The 17,633-nt window shown below is 62.8% G+C and carries 16 protein-coding genes, 1 tRNA gene and 1 riboswitch; of the genes, 12 read left to right on the top strand and 5 right to left on the bottom strand.

The window, feature by feature from the left end; all coding sequences use genetic code 11:
* Positions 1-73: 73 nt before the first annotated feature.
* A complete protein-coding gene (gene htpX / locus ACN9MX_RS12670; protein WP_363830561.1) occupies positions 74-1,003 on the bottom strand; it encodes a zinc metalloprotease HtpX in 930 nt (309 codons plus the stop codon).
* Between the two features lie 86 nt (positions 1,004-1,089).
* Here htpX and ACN9MX_RS12665 point away from each other — a divergent pair, with 86 nt between their 5' ends.
* The 9 genes from ACN9MX_RS12665 to gltB all read left to right on the top strand — a co-directional run bounded on the left by ACN9MX_RS12665 (position 1,090) and on the right by gltB (position 12,752).
* Positions 1,090-1,263: a DUF1674 domain-containing protein gene (locus tag ACN9MX_RS12665; RefSeq protein ID WP_133652548.1), complete on the top strand. Its 174-nt coding sequence runs from the start codon at positions 1,090-1,092 to the stop codon at positions 1,261-1,263.
* A gap of 197 nt (positions 1,264-1,460) precedes the next feature.
* Positions 1,461-1,889 (top strand): hypothetical protein, encoded by a 429-nt coding sequence (locus ACN9MX_RS12660; RefSeq protein ID WP_133652712.1) that lies wholly within the window; start codon positions 1,461-1,463, stop codon positions 1,887-1,889.
* Between the two features lie 84 nt (positions 1,890-1,973).
* Entirely contained in the window at positions 1,974-2,873 is a 900-nt protein-coding gene (locus ACN9MX_RS12655; RefSeq protein ID WP_133652547.1) for a UTP--glucose-1-phosphate uridylyltransferase, read from the top strand.
* Positions 2,874-2,998: 125 nt separating this feature from the next.
* Positions 2,999-3,115, top strand: a riboswitch (yybP-ykoY riboswitch).
* Positions 3,116-3,210: 95 nt separating this feature from the next.
* Positions 3,211-3,789 carry a TMEM165/GDT1 family protein gene (locus ACN9MX_RS12650; RefSeq protein WP_363738385.1) on the top strand — a complete coding sequence of 193 codons (579 nt, stop codon included), beginning with the start codon at positions 3,211-3,213 and terminating at the stop codon, positions 3,787-3,789.
* 109 nt (positions 3,790-3,898) lie between these two features.
* Positions 3,899-4,825, top strand: coding sequence for a complex I NDUFA9 subunit family protein (locus ACN9MX_RS12645; protein WP_363738384.1), 927 nt, complete (start codon positions 3,899-3,901; stop codon positions 4,823-4,825).
* A 156-nt stretch (positions 4,826-4,981) separates the two neighbouring features.
* Complete coding sequence (locus ACN9MX_RS12640) at positions 4,982-5,791, top strand: undecaprenyl-diphosphate phosphatase (protein ID WP_363738382.1); 810 nt, start codon at positions 4,982-4,984, stop codon at positions 5,789-5,791.
* Positions 5,792-5,956: 165 nt separating this feature from the next.
* Positions 5,957-7,408, top strand: coding sequence for an NAD(P)-dependent oxidoreductase (locus tag ACN9MX_RS12635; protein WP_363738380.1), 1,452 nt, complete (start codon positions 5,957-5,959; stop codon positions 7,406-7,408).
* Positions 7,408-8,127: a DUF2059 domain-containing protein gene (locus ACN9MX_RS12630; RefSeq protein WP_363830558.1), complete on the top strand. Its 720-nt coding sequence runs from the start codon at positions 7,408-7,410 to the stop codon at positions 8,125-8,127. The genes ACN9MX_RS12635 and ACN9MX_RS12630 overlap by 1 nt, the downstream gene beginning before the upstream one ends.
* Positions 8,128-8,213: 86 nt before the next feature.
* On the top strand, positions 8,214-12,752 hold the full coding sequence (gltB, locus tag ACN9MX_RS12625) for a glutamate synthase large subunit (RefSeq protein WP_363738377.1): 4,539 nt from the start codon (positions 8,214-8,216) through the stop codon (positions 12,750-12,752).
* 22 nt (positions 12,753-12,774) lie between these two features.
* Here gltB and ACN9MX_RS12620 read toward each other — a convergent pair whose 3' ends face one another.
* Positions 12,775-13,242, bottom strand: coding sequence for a hypothetical protein (locus ACN9MX_RS12620; RefSeq protein ID WP_363830555.1), 468 nt, complete (start codon positions 13,240-13,242; stop codon positions 12,775-12,777).
* Positions 13,243-13,390: 148 nt separating this feature from the next.
* Here ACN9MX_RS12620 and ACN9MX_RS12615 point away from each other — a divergent pair.
* Positions 13,391-13,477, top strand: a tRNA-Leu gene (locus ACN9MX_RS12615).
* 201 nt (positions 13,478-13,678) lie between these two features.
* On the opposite strand, the gene ACN9MX_RS12610 is transcribed toward ACN9MX_RS12615, so the two are convergent.
* Positions 13,679-15,316: a recombinase family protein gene (locus ACN9MX_RS12610; protein ID WP_363830553.1), complete on the bottom strand. Its 1,638-nt coding sequence runs from the start codon at positions 15,314-15,316 to the stop codon at positions 13,679-13,681.
* Positions 15,313-15,498: a DUF2924 domain-containing protein gene (locus ACN9MX_RS12605; RefSeq protein WP_426387042.1), complete on the bottom strand. Its 186-nt coding sequence runs from the start codon at positions 15,496-15,498 to the stop codon at positions 15,313-15,315. The genes ACN9MX_RS12610 and ACN9MX_RS12605 overlap by 4 nt, the downstream gene beginning before the upstream one ends.
* Between ACN9MX_RS12605 and ACN9MX_RS12600 the strand changes: the two genes are divergently transcribed.
* On the top strand, positions 15,484-15,804 hold the full coding sequence (locus ACN9MX_RS12600) for a hypothetical protein (protein WP_426387041.1): 321 nt from the start codon (positions 15,484-15,486) through the stop codon (positions 15,802-15,804). The genes ACN9MX_RS12605 and ACN9MX_RS12600 overlap by 15 nt on opposite strands.
* Positions 15,805-15,842: 38 nt before the next feature.
* Positions 15,843-16,109 (top strand): DCL family protein, encoded by a 267-nt coding sequence (locus tag ACN9MX_RS12595; protein ID WP_363830519.1) that lies wholly within the window; start codon positions 15,843-15,845, stop codon positions 16,107-16,109.
* 193 nt (positions 16,110-16,302) lie between these two features.
* On the opposite strand, the gene ACN9MX_RS12590 is transcribed toward ACN9MX_RS12595, so the two are convergent.
* A complete protein-coding gene (locus ACN9MX_RS12590; protein WP_363830517.1) occupies positions 16,303-17,562 on the bottom strand; it encodes a hypothetical protein in 1,260 nt (419 codons plus the stop codon).
* Positions 17,563-17,633: the final 71 nt, after the last annotated feature.

The following is a 17,633-nucleotide window of genomic DNA, read 5'->3' as shown; positions in this document are numbered from 1 at the left end:
GATCGCCGCTTTCGATTCCTTGTTTTCCGCGATTTCTTAACCAGCGATCGGTGCCGATCGCTTGGAAATCGCTCTAGTCCCGCCGGAGCGGATCGAGGGCGCTCGACTTGCGTATCTTGGGCTCGAGGGGCGCCGCAGCGGGAGACAGGGCGGAGGCGCGAGGCGGCATGAACGTGCCGCCCGCCAACTCCTCCAAGGCGGCGATGCGCTTTTCGGTTGCCGGGTGGGTGGAGAAAAGCTCGCTCACATGCACGGGCACGATATAGAGTTGCGCGGCGGCGGGATTACGTTCCGCCACCGGGTTGGGAATCATTTCCGCGCGGCCGGAAATCTTGGCGAGGGCAGAGGCCAGCGCGCGGGGGTTACCGCTGATCTCCGCACCCGCACGATCAGCGCCAAACTCGCGCGTGCGGCTGATCGCCATCTGCACGATCATGGCCGCGAAGGGCGCGACGATCACCGCGAGCAGGGTCGCCACGATATTGCCATGGCCATTTTCCTGATTGCCGCCGCGGAAGAACAGGCCGAAATTGGCGAGCATGGAAATCGCGCCCGCAATGGTCGCCACCATCGTCATGATCAGCGTGTCGCGGTTGCGCACATGGCCCAGTTCATGCGCCATGACGCCGCCGACTTCGTCCCGGCTCAGCATCGAGAGCAGGCCGGTTGTGGCCGCGACGGCAGCATGATCCGGGTCGCGACCCGTCGCGAAGGCATTGGGATGGGCCTCATCGATCAGGTAGACGCGCGGCATGGGAAGGCCGGCGCGCTGGGCCAGCTCTGCAACGAGGGTGTAGAATTCGGGCGCGCTTTGCCCATCCACCTCCCGCGCATTGTGCATGGACAGCACGATCCTGTCGGCGTTCCAGAAGGTGAAGAGGTTCATGCCCGCCGCCACCAGCAGGGCGACCACCGCCCCGCCGCTGCCGCCCAGCGTATAGCCCAATGCCATGAACAGCGCCGTCAGCGCCGACAACAGCATCGCCGTCTTCATCCCACTCACTTGCACAAATCTCCTTTGCGGCCCAGAAGCGGGCCGGCCCTGAATATGGGGTGACGATGACGCGCCCGCAATCGAAAGGATGATCGATGGGAACCTTCAACGGCAAGCGCCCCGCGCATGTGAAGCCGCCCGCGCATCTTTCCAAGAGCCCGCCCGTGCCGCAGCCCGACCCGATCGACAATCCTTCGCCTCATGACGAGGAATTGAGCCCGGTTCGCTATGGCGACTGGGAACGCAAGGGAATCGCTGTCGATTTCTGAACGGTCGTCGAAGAGGGTTAACGGCTCATCGCTGTTTGGGCACAGTTGGCGACGGCCTGTGCCGCTGCTGCGGGCGGCATCGGCGCCCCCCCTAGCCTTTTGCGCTGCAAAACGGGCAGGCTTTCTTTGGAGCGGAAAGCATAACATGCCGGGGCGCGGATGAAGTGAACGTGGTTGCCGAAGTCAATTTGAGGGCAGTGTCGGATTATGCGCCGGAAGATGCGGCGCTTTTATGTGCGGTGGGTCGACTGGTCTGCGCCTGGACGATGCTGGAGCAGAGCCTGGAGGCGAAGATCGCGATGATGCGGGAAGCCATGGGGGATGTGCGGACCGTAGGTGCCCGGACCCGTCCGGGCATGACGAAGCTGATGACCGAAATGCGAACGATGGTGTCGATGCGGGACAGGCGCAATGCCAGCGCATTGATGGAAATATCGGATATCGAGCGCGACATGCAGAGGATCGACCGTTTCCGGTCGCTCATCATCGGCGGCTTTCAGCAGCCCGCGCCCGGCGGTTTCACATGCCGCGATGCGCGGAACAATCAGACGCATGTCTCGCTTGAGCAACTCGAAGCGGAAATTGCATCCCTCGAAAGGGTGGCGCAGCGCCTGCTGGCTGTCTGAAGGGGTTAAGTAATCTTCCATGCTTGATCTTTACGTGGCGGAGGGCGAAGCCTTTCGACGCGCCTAGCGAGAAACAGGAGCCTCATGTCCTATAAACCGATTCGCAAAGCCGTTTTCCCTGTCGCGGGTCTTGGCACGCGCTTCCTTCCGGCGACCAAGTCGGTGCCCAAGGAATTGCTGCCGGTCGTCGATCGGCCGCTGATCCAATATGCCGTCGACGAGGCGCGAGAGGCGGGGATCGAGCAGATGATCTTCGTGACCGGCCGCGGCAAGGGCGCGATCGAGGATTATTTCGACATGGCCTATGAGGCCGAGGCGACCCAGCGCGAGCGGGGCAAGGATCTTTCGGCGCTGGATGGCACCCGCCTGTCGCCCGGCAATGCGGTGTTCCTGCGCCAGCAGGAGCCGCTGGGCCTGGGCCACGCCATCTGGTGCGCGCGGGACATTGTCGGTGACGAGCCCTTCGCCATCCTGCTGCCCGACGAATTCATGAAGGGGACACCCGGCCGGGGATGCCTGAAGCAGATGGTCGATGCCTATGAAAAGGTCGGCGGCAATCTGGTCTGTGCGCTGGAAGTGCCGATGGCCGATACGCCGAGCTATGGGGTGATCGATCCGGGCCAGCGCGACGGCGCCCTGACCGAGGTGAAGGGATTGGTGGAAAAGCCCGCACCGGGTACGGCGCCGTCCAACCTGATCCTGCCGGGCCGCTACATCCTGCAGCCCGAAGTGATGAAGATCCTGGAGACGCAGGAGAAGGGCGCCGGCGGCGAGATTCAGCTGACCGATGCCATGGCGTCGATGATCGGTACCCAACCCTTCCATGGCGTGACGTTCGATGGCCGCCGTTTCGATTGCGGGTCGAAGGCAGGCTATATCGAGGCGAATCTCGCCTTGGCGCTGGATCGCGAAGATATGGGCGAACATATCCGCAAGTTCGCGCTGGCCGAACTGGGCGTCAGCGGGATCGCGGCCGCGGCCTGACAGGGCAGGAAAACGGCAGGATCAGGGAAGGCGCGGCGATGGGAGCCGCGCCTTGACCGGATCCTGCCCCTTGCGGAACAAGGCATCCGCCAGACCTTGCCTCTCCCCCCGAATTATCATAAGGCCCCGGCGTCATCTGGGGAGTAGCCAGCCGTTCCGAAGGGGACGGACCGTTCGTCAACATATTTGGCCGAGAGGTCGTGGCGGACGGGATGCAGGGGACTTTTGAGCCTCCCTGCATCGGGCGAGACCAATGGCATCATCCTCTCCGTCCGGCCGGGCGGGAGCGGATGGTGGCATTGTGTCTTTGTCTTTCGCCTGGCCCGGACAGATCCTGATGGAAGCATTTTTCACCTCCGCCGCACTCGTCGCCCTCGCCGAAATGGGGGACAAGACGCAATTGCTGGCGATGCTGCTCGCCACCCGCTTCCGCAAACCGGTGCCGATCATCGCGGGCATATTCGCAGCAACCCTTGCCAATCATTTCCTGGCCGCCCTGGTCGGTCATTCGGTCGCGGGCGTGTTGAAGGAAGCCTGGTTTCGCTATGCCGTGGCTGCGAGCTTCATCGCCATGGCGGCGTGGACGCTGATCCCCGACAAGATCGACGAGGACGAACCGTTGCGCGCGCCGTCGAAGGCGGGCGTGTTCCTGACGACGCTGGTCGCCTTCTTCCTGGTCGAAATGGGTGACAAGACGCAGGTCGCGACCGTGATGCTCGGCGCGCGGTTCGACAATGTGCTGGCGGTGACGGCCGGCACGACGATGGGCATGATGATCGCCAATGTCCCTGCCGTGCTGTTCGGCGAAGCATTGGCGAAGAAGGTGCCGATGCGCGCGCTCCAGATCGGGGCGGCCCTTCTGTTCCTGGGACTGGGCCTGTGGATGATTGCTGATTTGCAGGGCTGGATCGGGTAAAGCAGTTGTCAGCGGGCGGCGGCTGTTGCAAGGGGATGGCGTACGCGTCCCCTCGAAAAAGGGGATGCGCAGGATCATTCCCTTTGAACATACAGGCATGGGACGCGTGATGAAGGACAGTCTGGTTACGGTGTTCGGCGGCGGCGGCTTTCTGGGCCGGCAGGTCGCCCAGGCGCTCCTGGCGCGTGGCGCGCGGGTGCGCGTGGCGCAGCGCGATCTGTCGACCGCCCTGCGCGTCAAGCCGTTGGGCGCCCTGGGCCAGACCCAGTTCGTCGCGGCCGACATCCGCAAGCCCGAAAGCGTCGCCCGCGCCGTTGCCGGCAGCGACATCGTCATCAATCTGGTGGGCGTACTGTCCGGCGATTTCCAGGGTTCCCATCATGACGGCGCGGCGAACGTCGCCAGGGCGGCGGCGGAAGCGGGCGTCCGGGCGCTCGTCCACGTCTCCGCCATTGGCGCGGACGCGCAGAGCCCGTCCGCCTATGGCCGGTCGAAGGCCGAGGGCGAAGCGGCGGTCAAGGCGGCCTTCCCCCATGCGACCATCCTGCGCCCCTCGATCATTTTCGGGCCGGAAGACCAGTTCCTCAATCGCTTTGCGGAGATCATCCGCATCGCCCCCGTGGTGCCAGTGATCGCCGCCGACACCCGGTTCCAACCGGTCTATGTCACGGACGTGGCGCAGGCCGTCGCCAATGCCGCCGGGAATCCCGGTGAATATGGCGGCAAGACCTATGAACTGGGCGGGCCGCAAAGCTATACGATGCGGGAACTCAACGCCTGGATCGCCAGGGCCATCGGCCGGGAGCGCAGCCTGTGCGCCGTTCCCGCCTCTGTCGCCTCGTTGATCGCCATGCTGCCGGGCGGCCCGATCACGCAGGACCAATTGTCCATGCTGGCCAGGGATAATGTCGTCGCGCCCGGCGCGGAGGGACTTGCCGAACTGGGCGTCGCGGCCACGCCGATGGCGGCCGTCGCGGAGAAATGGCTGGTCCGTTACCGCAAGCATGGCCGCTTTGCCGGCCGTGCTCAGGCCTGATCGGTCGCAATCCGATCAGGCGGGCCGACATGGGACCGCGACAGGCCGTCTTGCACGGGCCATTCGCTTCTGCACAATGGATGCCACGTTCCTGACGCCCTTCCCCGTTCGGGGGAGGGCTTTCCCCTGCTTGCCCCATAAGGATCTCATCCGCCCATGGACCTGCATTATCTGACAGTCATCCTGCTTGGCATCGTCGAGGGGTTGACCGAGTTCCTGCCCGTATCCTCGACCGGCCATCTGATCCTGGCGAGCGAATTGCTGGGCTATGATGCGTCGACATGGGCGATGTTCAACGTCATCATCCAGTTGGGCGCGATCCTGGCGGTGGTGGTGCTTTACTGGCGTACATTCTGGGCAGTGGGCATGGGACTGCTGCGCCGGGAACCGACAAGCTGGCGCTTCCTGCGCAATCTGCTGGTAGCCTTCATCCCGGCAGCGATCATTGGCCTGGCGCTGCATGATCATATCGAACAGTTGCTGGGCGCGCCGAAGGTCGTCGCCTGGGCGCTGATCGCCGGCGGCGTCGCGATCCTGGCGATCGAGCGGATGGTGAAGGAAAACCTCTTTCACGGCATAGCCGACATTCCCCTCCTCCGCGTGGTCGGCATCGGCCTGATCCAGTGCATGGCCATGATCCCCGGCATCAGCCGTTCGGGCGCGACGATCATGGGCGCGCTGACGCTGGGGGTGGAACGGCGCACAGCGGCGGAATTCAGCTTCTTCCTCGCCATCCCGACCATGTTGGGGGCATCGACATTGGAACTGCTGAAGAATGGCGACAAGCTGACATCGGCGGCGGTGGGATGGGACAGCATCGCTCTGGGCTTCTTCGTGTCCTTCATCGTCGCCCTGCTGGTCATCAAATGGTTCGTCGGGCTGGTGTCGCGGCACGGCTTCGCGCCATTTGCCTGGTATCGAATCGTCGCCGGAATCGCCGCCCTGGCGTGGCTTTCCCTAAGATAGGTCCAAATCGGCCATATTAAGCGCAAGATTATTTCAGACTTGGGTGCATTCCAGCGCGTTTTTCCCATAAATATGTCATCTGTGCTGACCTAATTCGTAGAATCCACGTGACTCTGCGGGTTTTTCTGCTATGCGCACCCTGCAAATTCTTTTCAGGGACTCATCATGGCAGACAATCCAATGCTGAAATTCGTGGGAACGGGCCAGGCCTATCCCGAGAAGCGTTCGGCCGACGATCGCGCCGACGACTTCCTGGAAATCAGCCGCAGCTTCATCCTGGACAGGGCGGAGGAACAGGCGTCGCGCTGCTCGCAATGCGGCGTGCCCTATTGCTCGACCCATTGCCCGCTGCACAACCATATTCCCGACTGGCTGCGCCTGACCGCCGAAGGCCGCCTGCGCGAAGCCTATGAACTCAGCAACCTGACCAGCACCATGCCGGAAATCTGCGGCCGCATCTGCCCGCAGGACCGCCTTTGCGAGGGCAATTGCGTCATCGAATTTTCCGGCCATGGTTCGGTCACTATCGGTTCGGTCGAAAAGTTCATCACTGATACGGCCTGGAAGGAAGGCTGGGTCGAGCCGCTCGTGCCCGGCGCGTCGCTGGGGCAGTCGGTCGGCGTCATCGGCGCGGGTCCGGCGGGCCTCACCACGGCGGAATATCTGCGCGTCGCGGGCTATGATGTCCATGTCTACGACCGCCACGACCGCGCCGGCGGCCTGCTGACCTACGGCATTCCCGGCTTCAAGCTGGAGAAGGACGTCGTCATGCGCCGGATCCAGCGCCTGAAGGATGGCGGCATCGTCTTCCATGAAAGCTTCGAGGTCGGCCGCGACGCGACCATGGATGAACTGCGCAGCCGTCACGACGCCGTCCTGATCGCGACCGGCGTGTACAAGCCGCGCGACATCAAGGCGCCGGGCGTCGGCGCGCCGGGCGTGGTCAAGGCGCTCGATTTCCTCATCGCCTCCAACAAGGCCGGCTTCGGCGACGCCGTGCCGGAGCATGAGGACGGTTCGCTCCACGCCAATGGCAAGAAGGTCGTCGTTATCGGCGGCGGCGACACGGCGATGGATTGCGTCCGCACGGCGGTCCGCCAGGGTGCGACTTCGGTCAAGTGCCTCTACCGCCGCGACCGCGACAATATGCCCGGATCGCAGCGTGAAGTCGCCAATGCGGAGGAGGAAGGCGTGGAGTTCGTCTGGCTCTCCGCCCCCATCGCCTTCGAAGGCACCGACCATGTGACCGGCGTCAAGGTAACGAAGATGCGCCTCGGCCAGCCCGACGCATCGGGCCGCCGCGCCCCGGAACCCGATCCGGGCACGGAGCATGTGCTGGAGGCCGATCTGGTGATCAAGGCGCTGGGTTATGATCCGGAAGAACTGCCCAGGCTGTTCGGTGCGGAAGACCTGTCCGTCACCCGCTGGGGCACGCTGCGCGTCGATCACAAGACGATGATGACCAGCATGGACGGCGTGTTCGCGGCGGGCGACATCGTGCGCGGCGCCTCGCTGGTGGTCTGGGCGATCCGCGACGGCCGCGACGTGACCGAACATATGCACCGCTACCTGAAGGCGAAGGCCAAGGCGGCGGCCGGGGAAAGGGTGGCCGCCTGATGCGCGCCGCCTTCCTCCTCCTGCTGGCGACCCCGATCGCTGCACAGGCACAGACCCAGGCACAGGTTGCGGCGGCGGCGGCGGTCCAGCCTGTGGACCCGGCACTGCTGGCCAAGGCTCAGCCGATCGCCTCCATCATCTTGCCCGACGGCACCATGGAAAGGATGATGGGGCCGATGATGCAGAAGATGATGGGACCAATGATGGACGGCATGACCCGAATGCCCATCCGCGAATTCCTGAAGATGGGTGGCCTCGATCCGGAAAAGGCCGATAGCCTGGGTAAAGGCACGGTCGAGGAAATGATGGCGATCATTGACCCCAATTTCCGCAAGCGGATGGACGTGATGGTCAACAGCATGATGCCGGCCATGGGTCGCTTCATGGGACGCTATGAACCGGACATGCGGGAAGGCATGGCAGAGGCCTTCGCCTATCGCTACAGCGCGGCCGAACTGGACCAGATCAGCGCCTTCCTGAAAACGCCCGTCGGCGCCAAATTCGGTGCGGGCTTCATGGAGCTGGCCACAGACCCGCATTATATTGGCCGAATGCAGAAGATCATGCCTGAAATGATGCAGGCCATGCCGGAGATCATGAAATCCTCTGCGGAACAACTCGCCAAGCTGCCCAAGCCGCGAACCTATAATGATCTGACGAAGGCCGAACGCGAGCGTCTCACCGCGTTGATCGGCGCGGACGCGAAGAAGGCCAACTGACAATAGCGCCGGCCCCGCCGGCAACCAACGGAATGACAGCGGCCGTACCCAGGAACAGGGACGGCCACATGCAAGGGTAAGTCATCATGACCGACACCAATTTCATGGCCAGCCCCGAAGAGCGCGCACGGATCGCGGCCGAGGGCATGTATCATCCCCAGATGGAAGGCGACGCCTGCGGCGTCGGCCTGGTCGCCGCGACCGACGGTCGCGCCAGCCGGCGCGTGGTCGCCAGCGCGATCGACGCGCTGAAGGCCGTGTGGCACCGCGGTGCCGTTGACGCCGACGGCAAGACCGGGGACGGCGCGGGCATCCATGTGGACCTGCCGGTACGATTCTTCGACGATGCGATCGCGGATTCGGGTCACAAGCCGCTGCCCAACCGCCTTGCCGTCGGCATGATCTTCCTGCCGCGCACCGACCTCAGCGCTCAGGAAACCTGCCGCACCATCGTCGAGAGCGAGATCATCGAGGCGGGCTACACCATCTATGGCTGGCGCCAGGTGCCGGTCGACGTTTCCGTCATCGGGGAAAAGGCGCAGCGCACCCGTCCCGAAATCGAGCAGATCATGATCGCCGGCCCCATGCCGGAGGAACGCGATCAGGCCGAGTTCGAAAAGGACCTCTACCTGATCCGCCGCCGGATCGAAAAGAAGGTGATCGCCGCCCAGATCCAGGACTTCTACATCTGTTCGCTCTCCTGCCGGTCGATCATCTACAAGGGGCTGTTCCTCGCCGAATCGCTGTCGGTCTTCTATCCTGACCTGCAGGACGAGCGGTTCGAGAGCCGGGTCGCGATCTTCCACCAACGCTATTCGACCAACACCTTCCCGCAATGGTGGCTGGCCCAGCCGTTCCGCACGCTCGCCCATAATGGCGAGATCAACACGATCCGCGGCAACAAGAACTGGATGAAGAGCCACGAGATCAAGATGGCGTCGCTGGCCTTCGGAGATCACTCCGAAGACATCAAGCCCGTGATCCCGGCCGGCGCTTCCGACACCGCCGCGCTGGATGCGGTGTTCGAGGCGATCTGCCGCTCCGGCCGCGATGCCCCGACGGCAAAGCTCATGCTCGTCCCCGAAGCCTGGCAGTCGGCCGACGCCGAACTGCCGCAGGCGCATTCGGACATGTATGAATATCTCGCCTCCGTCATGGAGCCGTGGGACGGCCCCGCCGCGCTGGCGATGACCGACGGCCGTTGGGTCGTGGCCGGCGTCGACCGCAACGCGCTGCGCCCGCTGCGCTACACGCTCACCGGCGACAATCTGCTGATCGTCGGTTCCGAAACCGGCATGGTCGTCGTGCCCGAAACCACCATCGTCCGGAAGGGCCGCATGGGTCCGGGCCAGATGATCGCCGTAGACCTGCAGGAAGGCGTGATCTTCGACGACCGGGAGATCAAGGACCAGATTGCGGGCGAGCGCCCTTATTCGGAACTGATCAAGGACTTCATGACGGTCAATGATCTGAGCGAGGCGCCGTCCGCCCTGCCCGCCTGGGACAAGGCCGAACTGACGCGCCGCCAGGTCGCCGCCAATCTGACGCTGGAGGATATGGAGCTGATCCTCGCCCCCATGGTCGAGGATGCGAAGGAAGCGGTCGGCTCCATGGGCGACGACACGCCGCTGGCGGTCATTTCCGACAAGCCACGCACGATCAGCCATTTCTTCCGCCAGAATTTCAGCCAGGTCACCAACCCGCCGATCGATCCGTTGCGGGAACGGTATGTCATGAGCCTGAAGACGCGCTTCTCCAACCTGCACAACATATTGGAGCAGGAAGCGCAGAACAGCCATGTGCTGGTGCTGGATTCGCCGGTGCTGACCTCGACCGAATGGGCGAAGCTGAAGAGCCATTTCGGTCCGGCTGTCGCGGAAATCGACTGCACCTTCCCGGCCGAAGGCGGGCAGGAACAGCTTCGCGCCGCCATCGCCCGCATCCGCGAGGAAGCGGAGCAGGCCGTGCGCGAGGGCCGCACCGAAATCTTCCTGACCGACGAGCATGTCAGCGCCGGCCGCGTCGCCATCGCCGGCGTGCTGGCGGCGGCGGCCGTGCACACCCATCTCGTCCGCAAGGGGTTGCGCAGCTATGCGTCGATCAACGTGCGCTGCGCCGAAGCGCTCGACACCCATTATTTCGCGGTGCTGATCGGGGTCGGCGCGACCACGGTGAACGCCTATCTGGCCGAGGCGAGCATCGCTGACCGCCATGCCCGTGGCCTGTTCGGCGACCTGTCGCTGGAGGCCTGTTTCGAACGCTACCGCATCGCCATCAATGAAGGCTTGCTGAAGATCATGTCCAAAATGGGCATCGCGGTCATCAGCAGCTATCGCGGCGGCTATAATTTCGAAGCTGTGGGTCTGTCGCGTGCACTGGTCAACGATCTCTTCCCCGGCATGCCCGCGAAGATTTCGGGCGAAGGCTATCAATCGCTCCATTATAGCGCGAAGATGCGCCATGACGCCGCCTATGACGGTGCCGTGGTGCGCCTGCCGGTCGGCGGCTTCTACCGTCAGCGCAACGGGGGCGAGACGCATGCCTATTCGGCGCAGCTGATGCACCTGTTGCAGACCTCGGTCGCGACGGACAGCTATTCGACCTATCTGCAATTCTCGCGCGGTGTGCGCGACCTGCCGCCGGTCTATCTGCGTGACCTGCTGGAGTTCAACTTCGCCCGCGAGGCCGTGCCGATCGACGAGGTCGAGGCGACCACGGAGATCCGCAAGCGCTTCGTGACGCCGGGCATGTCGCTGGGCGCGCTCTCTCCGGAAGCGCATGAGACGCTGGCGATCGCCATGAACCGGATCGGCGCCAAGGCCGTGTCGGGCGAAGGCGGCGAGGATGCGAACCGCTTCAAGCCCTATGACAATGGCGACAACGCCAATTCGGTGATCAAGCAGATCGCGTCGGGCCGCTTCGGCGTCCATGCCGAATATCTGGGCAGCGCCGAGGAAATCGAGATCAAGGTCGCGCAGGGTGCCAAGCCCGGCGAGGGTGGACAGCTCCCTGGTTTCAAGGTGACCGAGTTCATCGCGAAGCTGCGCCATGCGACGCCCGGCGTGACGCTGATCTCGCCGCCGCCGCACCATGACATCTATTCGATCGAGGATCTCGCGCAGCTCATCTACGACTGCAAGATGATCAACCCGCGCGCGCGGGTCTGCGTGAAGCTGGTCAGCCAGGCGGGCATCGGCACCGTCGCGGCGGGCGTGGCGAAGGCACATGCCGACGTCATCCTGGTCGCGGGGCATGTTGGCGGCACCGGCGCCTCGCCGCAGACGTCGGTCAAATATGCTGGCACTCCCTGGGAAATGGGGCTTTCCGAAGCCAATCAGGTGCTGACCCTGAACGGCCTGCGCCATCGCGTGAAGCTGCGCACCGACGGCGGCCTCAAGACCGGCCGCGACATCGTGATCGCGGCGATCCTGGGCGCGGAGGAGTTCGGCATCGGCACGCTGTCGCTGGTCGCCATGGGTTGCATCATGGTGCGCCAGTGCCACAGCAACACCTGTCCGGTCGGCGTCTGCGTGCAGGATGAGCGCCTGCGCGAAAAGTTCACCGGTACGCCGGAAAAGGTCATCAACCTCATGACCTTCATCGCGGAGGAGGTGCGCGAGATACTGGCACGTCTGGGCTATCGCAGCCTGGACGAGGTGATCGGCAGGACCGAACTGCTGAAGCAGGTCAATCGCGGCGCCGAGCATCTGGACGATCTCGACCTCAACCCGATCCTCGCCAAGGTGGATGCGCCGGACGATCAGCGCCGTTTCAGCCTGACCGAATGGCGCAACCCAGTGCCGGACAGCCTTGATGCGCAGATGATGAAGGACGCCCGCGCCGTGTTCGAACGCGGCGAGAAGATGCAGCTCACCTATACGGTGCGCAACACGCATCGCGCCGTCGGCACCCGCCTGTCGGCCGCCGTGACCGAAAAGTTCGGCATGTCGACGCTGGCGGACGGGCACCTTACCGTGCGGCTGCGCGGTTCGGCCGGCCAGTCGCTGGGCGCCTTCCTGTGCAAGGGCATCAAGCTGGAAGTGTTCGGCGATGCCAATGATTATGTCGGCAAGGGCCTGTCGGGCGGCATCATCACGGTGCGCACCACCGTATCCTCGCCGCTGTCGAGCAAGGACAACACGATCATCGGCAACACCGTCCTCTATGGCGCGACCAGCGGCAAGCTGTTCGCGGCGGGCCAGGCCGGGGAACGCTTCGCCGTGCGCAATTCGGGCGCACAGGTGGTGGTCGAAGGCTGCGGCGCGAACGGATGCGAATATATGACCGGCGGCACCGCAGTCATATTGGGCAGGACCGGGGCGAATTTCGGTGCGGGCATGACCGGCGGCATGGCCTTCATCCTGGATGAAGATGGCAGCTTCCCGACACGGGCCAATCCGGAAAGCATCCTCTGGCAGCGGCTGGAAAGTGCGCATTGGGAAGCGGAGCTGAAGGCCCTGGTCGCCCAGCATGCCGTGGCGACCGACAGCAAATGGTCAAACACGATCCTGGACGACTGGGATCGCTGGCGCCGTTATTTCTGGCAGATCTGCCCGAAGGAGATGGTGAGCCGCCTCGCCCATCCGCTGAGCGATGCTCCGGCGGAAGTTGTGGCCGCCGAATAAACGGCGGTCCGGCAGAACGGCATCAATATGACATGGCAACGTCCGCCGGGGCATCCTCGGCGGACGTTCTGTCTCCGGCGGCCTGAGCGATCTTCATCCCATGCGGGCCGCCGTCGCCCGATCCACCATCAAGCCCCTCCAGGGATACAGACGACGCCCCTCCGGCCTGTGGCGGTTCAGGGACGGCCTCGCCCAGGTCATACCGCGCCTCATCATGGCGGACATCAGGATCGTTCGACCCATTCCAGTTTGCCAGGTCTGCCGCCATTTGCCGATCGGCCAGCGTGGGGCCGCATCCCTTGCAATCAACGACCGCAGGGCCAGTCAGACCGGCAGGATCAGAAAGGCTATCCTGCGGCATCGCGGCTTGCGGCAATGGCGTTTCCAGCGCGGCCCGCGGCGACGTCGTGGCATATAGGCCCAGCCCATAGCCCCCGGTGAGGGCCGTCGCCGCGCATGCACATGAAAATAACCAGAAGCGCGCGGACATGAGCAGCCCTTCCTCTATTCGTCACTCGTTCCCCGACTTTCTCCGGGCAAAACAACGCAAATGAAGATCGGTTGTTGCATGAGGAAAAAGCCTTTGCTAAGGGCCGCCTCCTACCAAGGCACCGGCCCCGCCGGTTCCCGGAAAATGTGCGGTCGTGGCGGAATTGGTAGACGCGCAACGTTGAGGTCGTTGTGGCCGAAAGGCCGTGGAAGTTCGAGTCTTCTCGACCGCACCATTCAGTCTTCGTAGCAAACCAAATTCACCCCCTCGGGGGCATCCCGCGTGAATGCGGCGCGGTTCCGCGGCATTTCGCGGCGCATCTTTTCCGACTTGCAGTCAGAGACGCGACTCCGCCCTTGGTTGGCGGCGCAAAAACGGCCGGATTCTCTGTCGAGAATAACTTGGCTTCACTGTGGTTTGCTCGATGGTTGGGCGATCAGCCAGCGAAGCCCAACAGCTGCTCCTGCTCCGCCCATTCGATCGACAGGTTCGCCGCGAGGAGGAGTTGGCGATTAAAATTCCGGGGTTGGGAGCCCTCGACGATCGCTTCGACAATCCGCGGGCTGAGCCACGCGAGGCGCAGGAGGCGAGCGAGATGGGTCCGGCAGCGCCCTTCGCGCTTACCGATCTGATGAAGGCTGAGTTCGGGGTTGGATTGGACAAGCTCCAGAGCGGCGTGCGCGTCCGCCAGCAGTGCGATCAAGTCGTCCTTCACTGGCTTTCCGGGCTTGTCGCCATCGATCCTCAGCTTGGCTTCGCGGAACGGCTTGCGGGCCGGAAGGGGAATGCTGAAACGCCAGCATGGCTGATTGGCCAGACCGAGAGCGGCGGGCTTAAGGGTAAGATCAAGACTGCCGCTCTCCACCTTGATCAACACGACCAGTGATTGGATCGCAGCATGTGCATCGCTTGGCCGCGTCAGGCGCGCAGCGAGGAGCTTGGCTCCCTCAAACATGGCACGGAGCAGGTCGGCCTGTTCGATGTTCGCCAACCGACGCAAGCCATGATCATCGCCTAGCAGCCTTCCAAGGTGATGCAAAACATGCCCGTCGAGCAGGCCCTGCGTAAACCGGGTTGATGGTGGATCGGCAGGGCGGGCAAGGTCTTTCCGGGTCTCGTAATAGGCGTAACGGCGAGTTCCCTTGGTGGTATAAGTCGGCACGATCTGCCGTTGGTGCCGATCGACGAGCAAGCCAACCAGTAGCGCGTTCTGTCGGTCATTCTTCGGCCGCTTACGCGGTGGAGCCTTCTCCTGGAGCTGCATCTGGACGCGCTCCCATAGATCCTCGTCCACGATCGCCTCGTGCTCCCCATCATGGGCGTTGCCCTTGTGGACGATCTTACCCCGGTAAACCGGATTCTTGAGCAGGTAGAACAAGCTGCCCCGCCGGAACGGGATGCCGCCGCGATGGGGACCGCTTACCCGGCGCTGCACCTTGGTGACGACGCCTTCCGCTCGAAGCTGCTCGAGCAAAGCCGGTACCGACCGGATCTCGAGGTAGCGTCGCATGATCGTCCTGACCCGCTCGACCTCCTCCGGCACCGGCACCAGCTTGCGCTCGACCACCTCATAGCCGAGCGGTACGGGACCGCCCATCCACAGGCCCTTCTTCTTCGAGGCAGCGATCTTGTCGCGGATGCGCTCCCCGGTGACTTCGCGCTCGAACTGGGCAAACGACAACAGGACATTCAGCGTCAGCCGTCCCATGCTGGTGGTCGTGTTGAATGCCTGCGTTACCGATACGAAACTGGCCTGCTTCGCATCGAGCCGTTCGACGATCTTGGCAAAGTCGGCGAGACTGCGGGTCAGTCGATCGACCTTATAGACGACGATGACATCAACCAACCCAGCGTCAACATCGCCAAGCAATGCCTTGAGGCCCGGGCGCTCCATGTTGCCTCCGGAGAAGCCGCCGTCGTCGTAGTGACATGGAACGAGATTCCAGCCTTCGTGACGTTGGCTCAGGATGTACGCTTCGCAAGCTTCGCGCTGGGCATCGAGGCTGTTGAACTCCTGCTCCAGCCCATCTTCGGTGGACTTGCGAGTGTAGACCGCGCAGCACAGCGATTTCACTTCCTGGGCTCCGTCAGCCCGAAGAAGCGATTGCCGTTCCAATGCGTGCCGGTGATCGCCTTGGCCACGGCCGTCAGCGATCTCCAGCGCTGCCCGTTGTATTCAAAGCCTTCGTCGAGCACGATCACCGTGTGGCCGGTGCCATGCCAATCGCGTACCAGCCGGGTGTGCTGCACAAGCATCTGCGCGAGATCGGCCGCGAGGATCTGATTGATGAGGATCTCGATATTGGCACGCAGCTCGAATTTGGTGTGTCCTCGCGTACCTTGCTCTCGCTCATAGAGCTCGGCCTTTCGCGCATGAGCGCAGTCATTCTCTACGAGAAGATCGCGCGCGACGATTTGACCAAGGAAGACTGTCTCGCCTGGTTGAGCGAGCGCCGCGACAGCCTCGAAGCGATGGACATTCCAGTGATCATCGTTCGTGAACTGCGCGAGCGGCTGCTCCCGCCCGACGATCCGACATCGCAGCTGAACCAGGAGGCATAAGGCGTATTATGCCGGCAAAACCACTTGATCTTGGGCCGATGCATTTTGCCAAGCGCGGCGATGCTGTCGCCCATCTCAATGACATGCTTCACCGTTACGATTTGGGCGACAGGGTGAACGAAGCGGATGCGGTGATTCTGCGCGCGGCTCTCGAGCGGCACCCTGAGGCGCCAGACAAGATCGGTTGCGGGATCACGCATTTCAGCGTGCGGACCGCCGATTTCGGCACGCGCTGCTTCTGGCTTAATCGCACGGATGGCACCACCGAGAAATTCTCACACACCGCCTGCATTTACGTCACCTGACGACACGCTGGTACACTGCTACGCAGGCCCAATTCTGGCGCGTTGCCGCAGCTCTAGCGTTCGCGCCCCCGAGTGCTCGGCCTACCTGTGACGAACCGCCGACCAGTAAGCGAACACGCGGGTCAAACGACCTCCCGCGGAGCGGGTTCGTGCATGGGTTGACAGTAGCTATACGGCTGAGATGAAAGTCGCCTCAACGCACCCTAAACCACATATCAATCCTGCTGGACGTATCTTCCGTCACACATGCCAGTCGAGGGCCAGCGGTGAGAATCACATCAGGCCCTGGATGCTTAGTGCTGGTTGCTTTCACATGAGCGATCAAGGTCGCCGCCGGACACAGATCCTGGAAATCCTCGTCTGAATTTCTATCCGAACCATGATGGGGTAGGGCAAGCGCCCTAACGTGTTTGAGCTCGGCGGCATACCAATTCTCCCAATCGTGAAGGTCGCGGGCCTTGCGAAGCTCAGCGTCGCCTGTGTTTAGCCAGGCCGCTAAGCCGGACCCGTATTCCAAATCGAAAGGATGGCGAAGATGCCAATAGCAATCATTCTCATCGTTGATCACCGGCTCACTGAGCAAAGATAGCGAAGCCCGATTGGACGAGCCGACATAGTTCTTGAAGATTTTCCGCAACGCCGCGCGGCCAGCCGAAGTCCTTGCGTGATTTGCCACCCCATAGGCGAGCCCGGCCAGCCCGGGCCGCGCCCTAACCGGGGCCGCCGTTCCAACAAGCGCCTGGATTGTCTTGATCAAGCCTCGATGTTCAAAGGGAATAATGGGAGCACGATAGGGCTTGAGACGCAAACCGACGGGTCCCATCAGCACATTAATTTGGCAGCCGGAAGTATCCACCCATCGAACTTTAGAAGGCTGGCTTTTCCCGCTGGCCCAAAGGGGAGCTTTAAGTGGGCGGGGTTGAGGTTGGAGCTTGCAGATCCAGCCGCGGCCATCCCGGGGATCTGGGTCGAAGTCGATCGTATCCAATTCGCCTTCCCGACCTCGACCGCCGAGGAAAGTCACTCGCTCAGCGCCTCGAGATAGGAAATAGGCAGCTGGATCCGCAGCTAATTCAACTAATGATCGGTCCAGATTATCGCGGCTGATTTCGTGCAGCAGAAGATAAGCAAGTTCACGCTCATTCAGGTAAGGAACCATCACATCCCGGACCACCATCCGGGACATTAGCGTATCCAGACCGCTCACATGATCGGTATCGAAATGCGAGATGAACAACCAGTCCAACGGTCCTACCGCAGATCTCGTCCAGTTACGCAGATAGGTGTCGAATTGCCTGGTACGCCGAGCCCCACAATCAAAGGCCCAGTTAAAGCGTTCTCCATTTGGGCCTTCGAGATGCCCCGTATGGAAACCGCCATGACCGATGGGATGCTGCACCCAGTGAATCGAAATCATAACAGCCCTTTGGCTCAAACTGTCAGTCTGTTTCAAGGACAACCGCTTGAGCCATACGGTAAAGCTTGGATATCGCAGCGATACCAGACAATATTCTGCGGATTGCC

This window comes from Sphingobium sp. R-21 (genome assembly GCF_049913335.1).
Lineage (GTDB): Bacteria > Pseudomonadota > Alphaproteobacteria > Sphingomonadales > Sphingomonadaceae > Sphingobium.
The sequence above is the reverse complement of the archived record's forward strand: the minus strand, read 5'-3'. Positions and strand labels throughout refer to the sequence as shown.

Coding starts and splice junctions, on each gene's coding strand:
- ACN9MX_RS12665 (WP_133652548.1), top strand. CDS start 1,090: ATGGGAACCTTCAACGGCAAGCGCCCCGCGCATGTGAAGCCGCCCGCG.
- ACN9MX_RS12655 (WP_133652547.1), top strand. CDS start 1,974: ATGTCCTATAAACCGATTCGCAAAGCCGTTTTCCCTGTCGCGGGTCTT.
- ACN9MX_RS12650 (WP_363738385.1), top strand. CDS start 3,211: ATGGAAGCATTTTTCACCTCCGCCGCACTCGTCGCCCTCGCCGAAATG.
- ACN9MX_RS12645 (WP_363738384.1), top strand. CDS start 3,899: ATGAAGGACAGTCTGGTTACGGTGTTCGGCGGCGGCGGCTTTCTGGGC.
- ACN9MX_RS12640 (WP_363738382.1), top strand. CDS start 4,982: ATGGACCTGCATTATCTGACAGTCATCCTGCTTGGCATCGTCGAGGGG.
- ACN9MX_RS12635 (WP_363738380.1), top strand. CDS start 5,957: ATGGCAGACAATCCAATGCTGAAATTCGTGGGAACGGGCCAGGCCTAT.
- ACN9MX_RS12630 (WP_363830558.1), top strand. CDS start 7,408: ATGCGCGCCGCCTTCCTCCTCCTGCTGGCGACCCCGATCGCTGCACAG.
- gltB (WP_363738377.1), top strand. CDS start 8,214: ATGACCGACACCAATTTCATGGCCAGCCCCGAAGAGCGCGCACGGATC.
- ACN9MX_RS12620 (WP_363830555.1), bottom strand. CDS start 13,242: ATGTCCGCGCGCTTCTGGTTATTTTCATGTGCATGCGCGGCGACGGCC.
- ACN9MX_RS12605 (WP_426387042.1), bottom strand. CDS start 15,498: ATGCTTGTGCAGCACACCCGGCTGGTACGCGATTGGCATGGCACCGGC.
- ACN9MX_RS12595 (WP_363830519.1), top strand. CDS start 15,843: ATGCATTTTGCCAAGCGCGGCGATGCTGTCGCCCATCTCAATGACATG.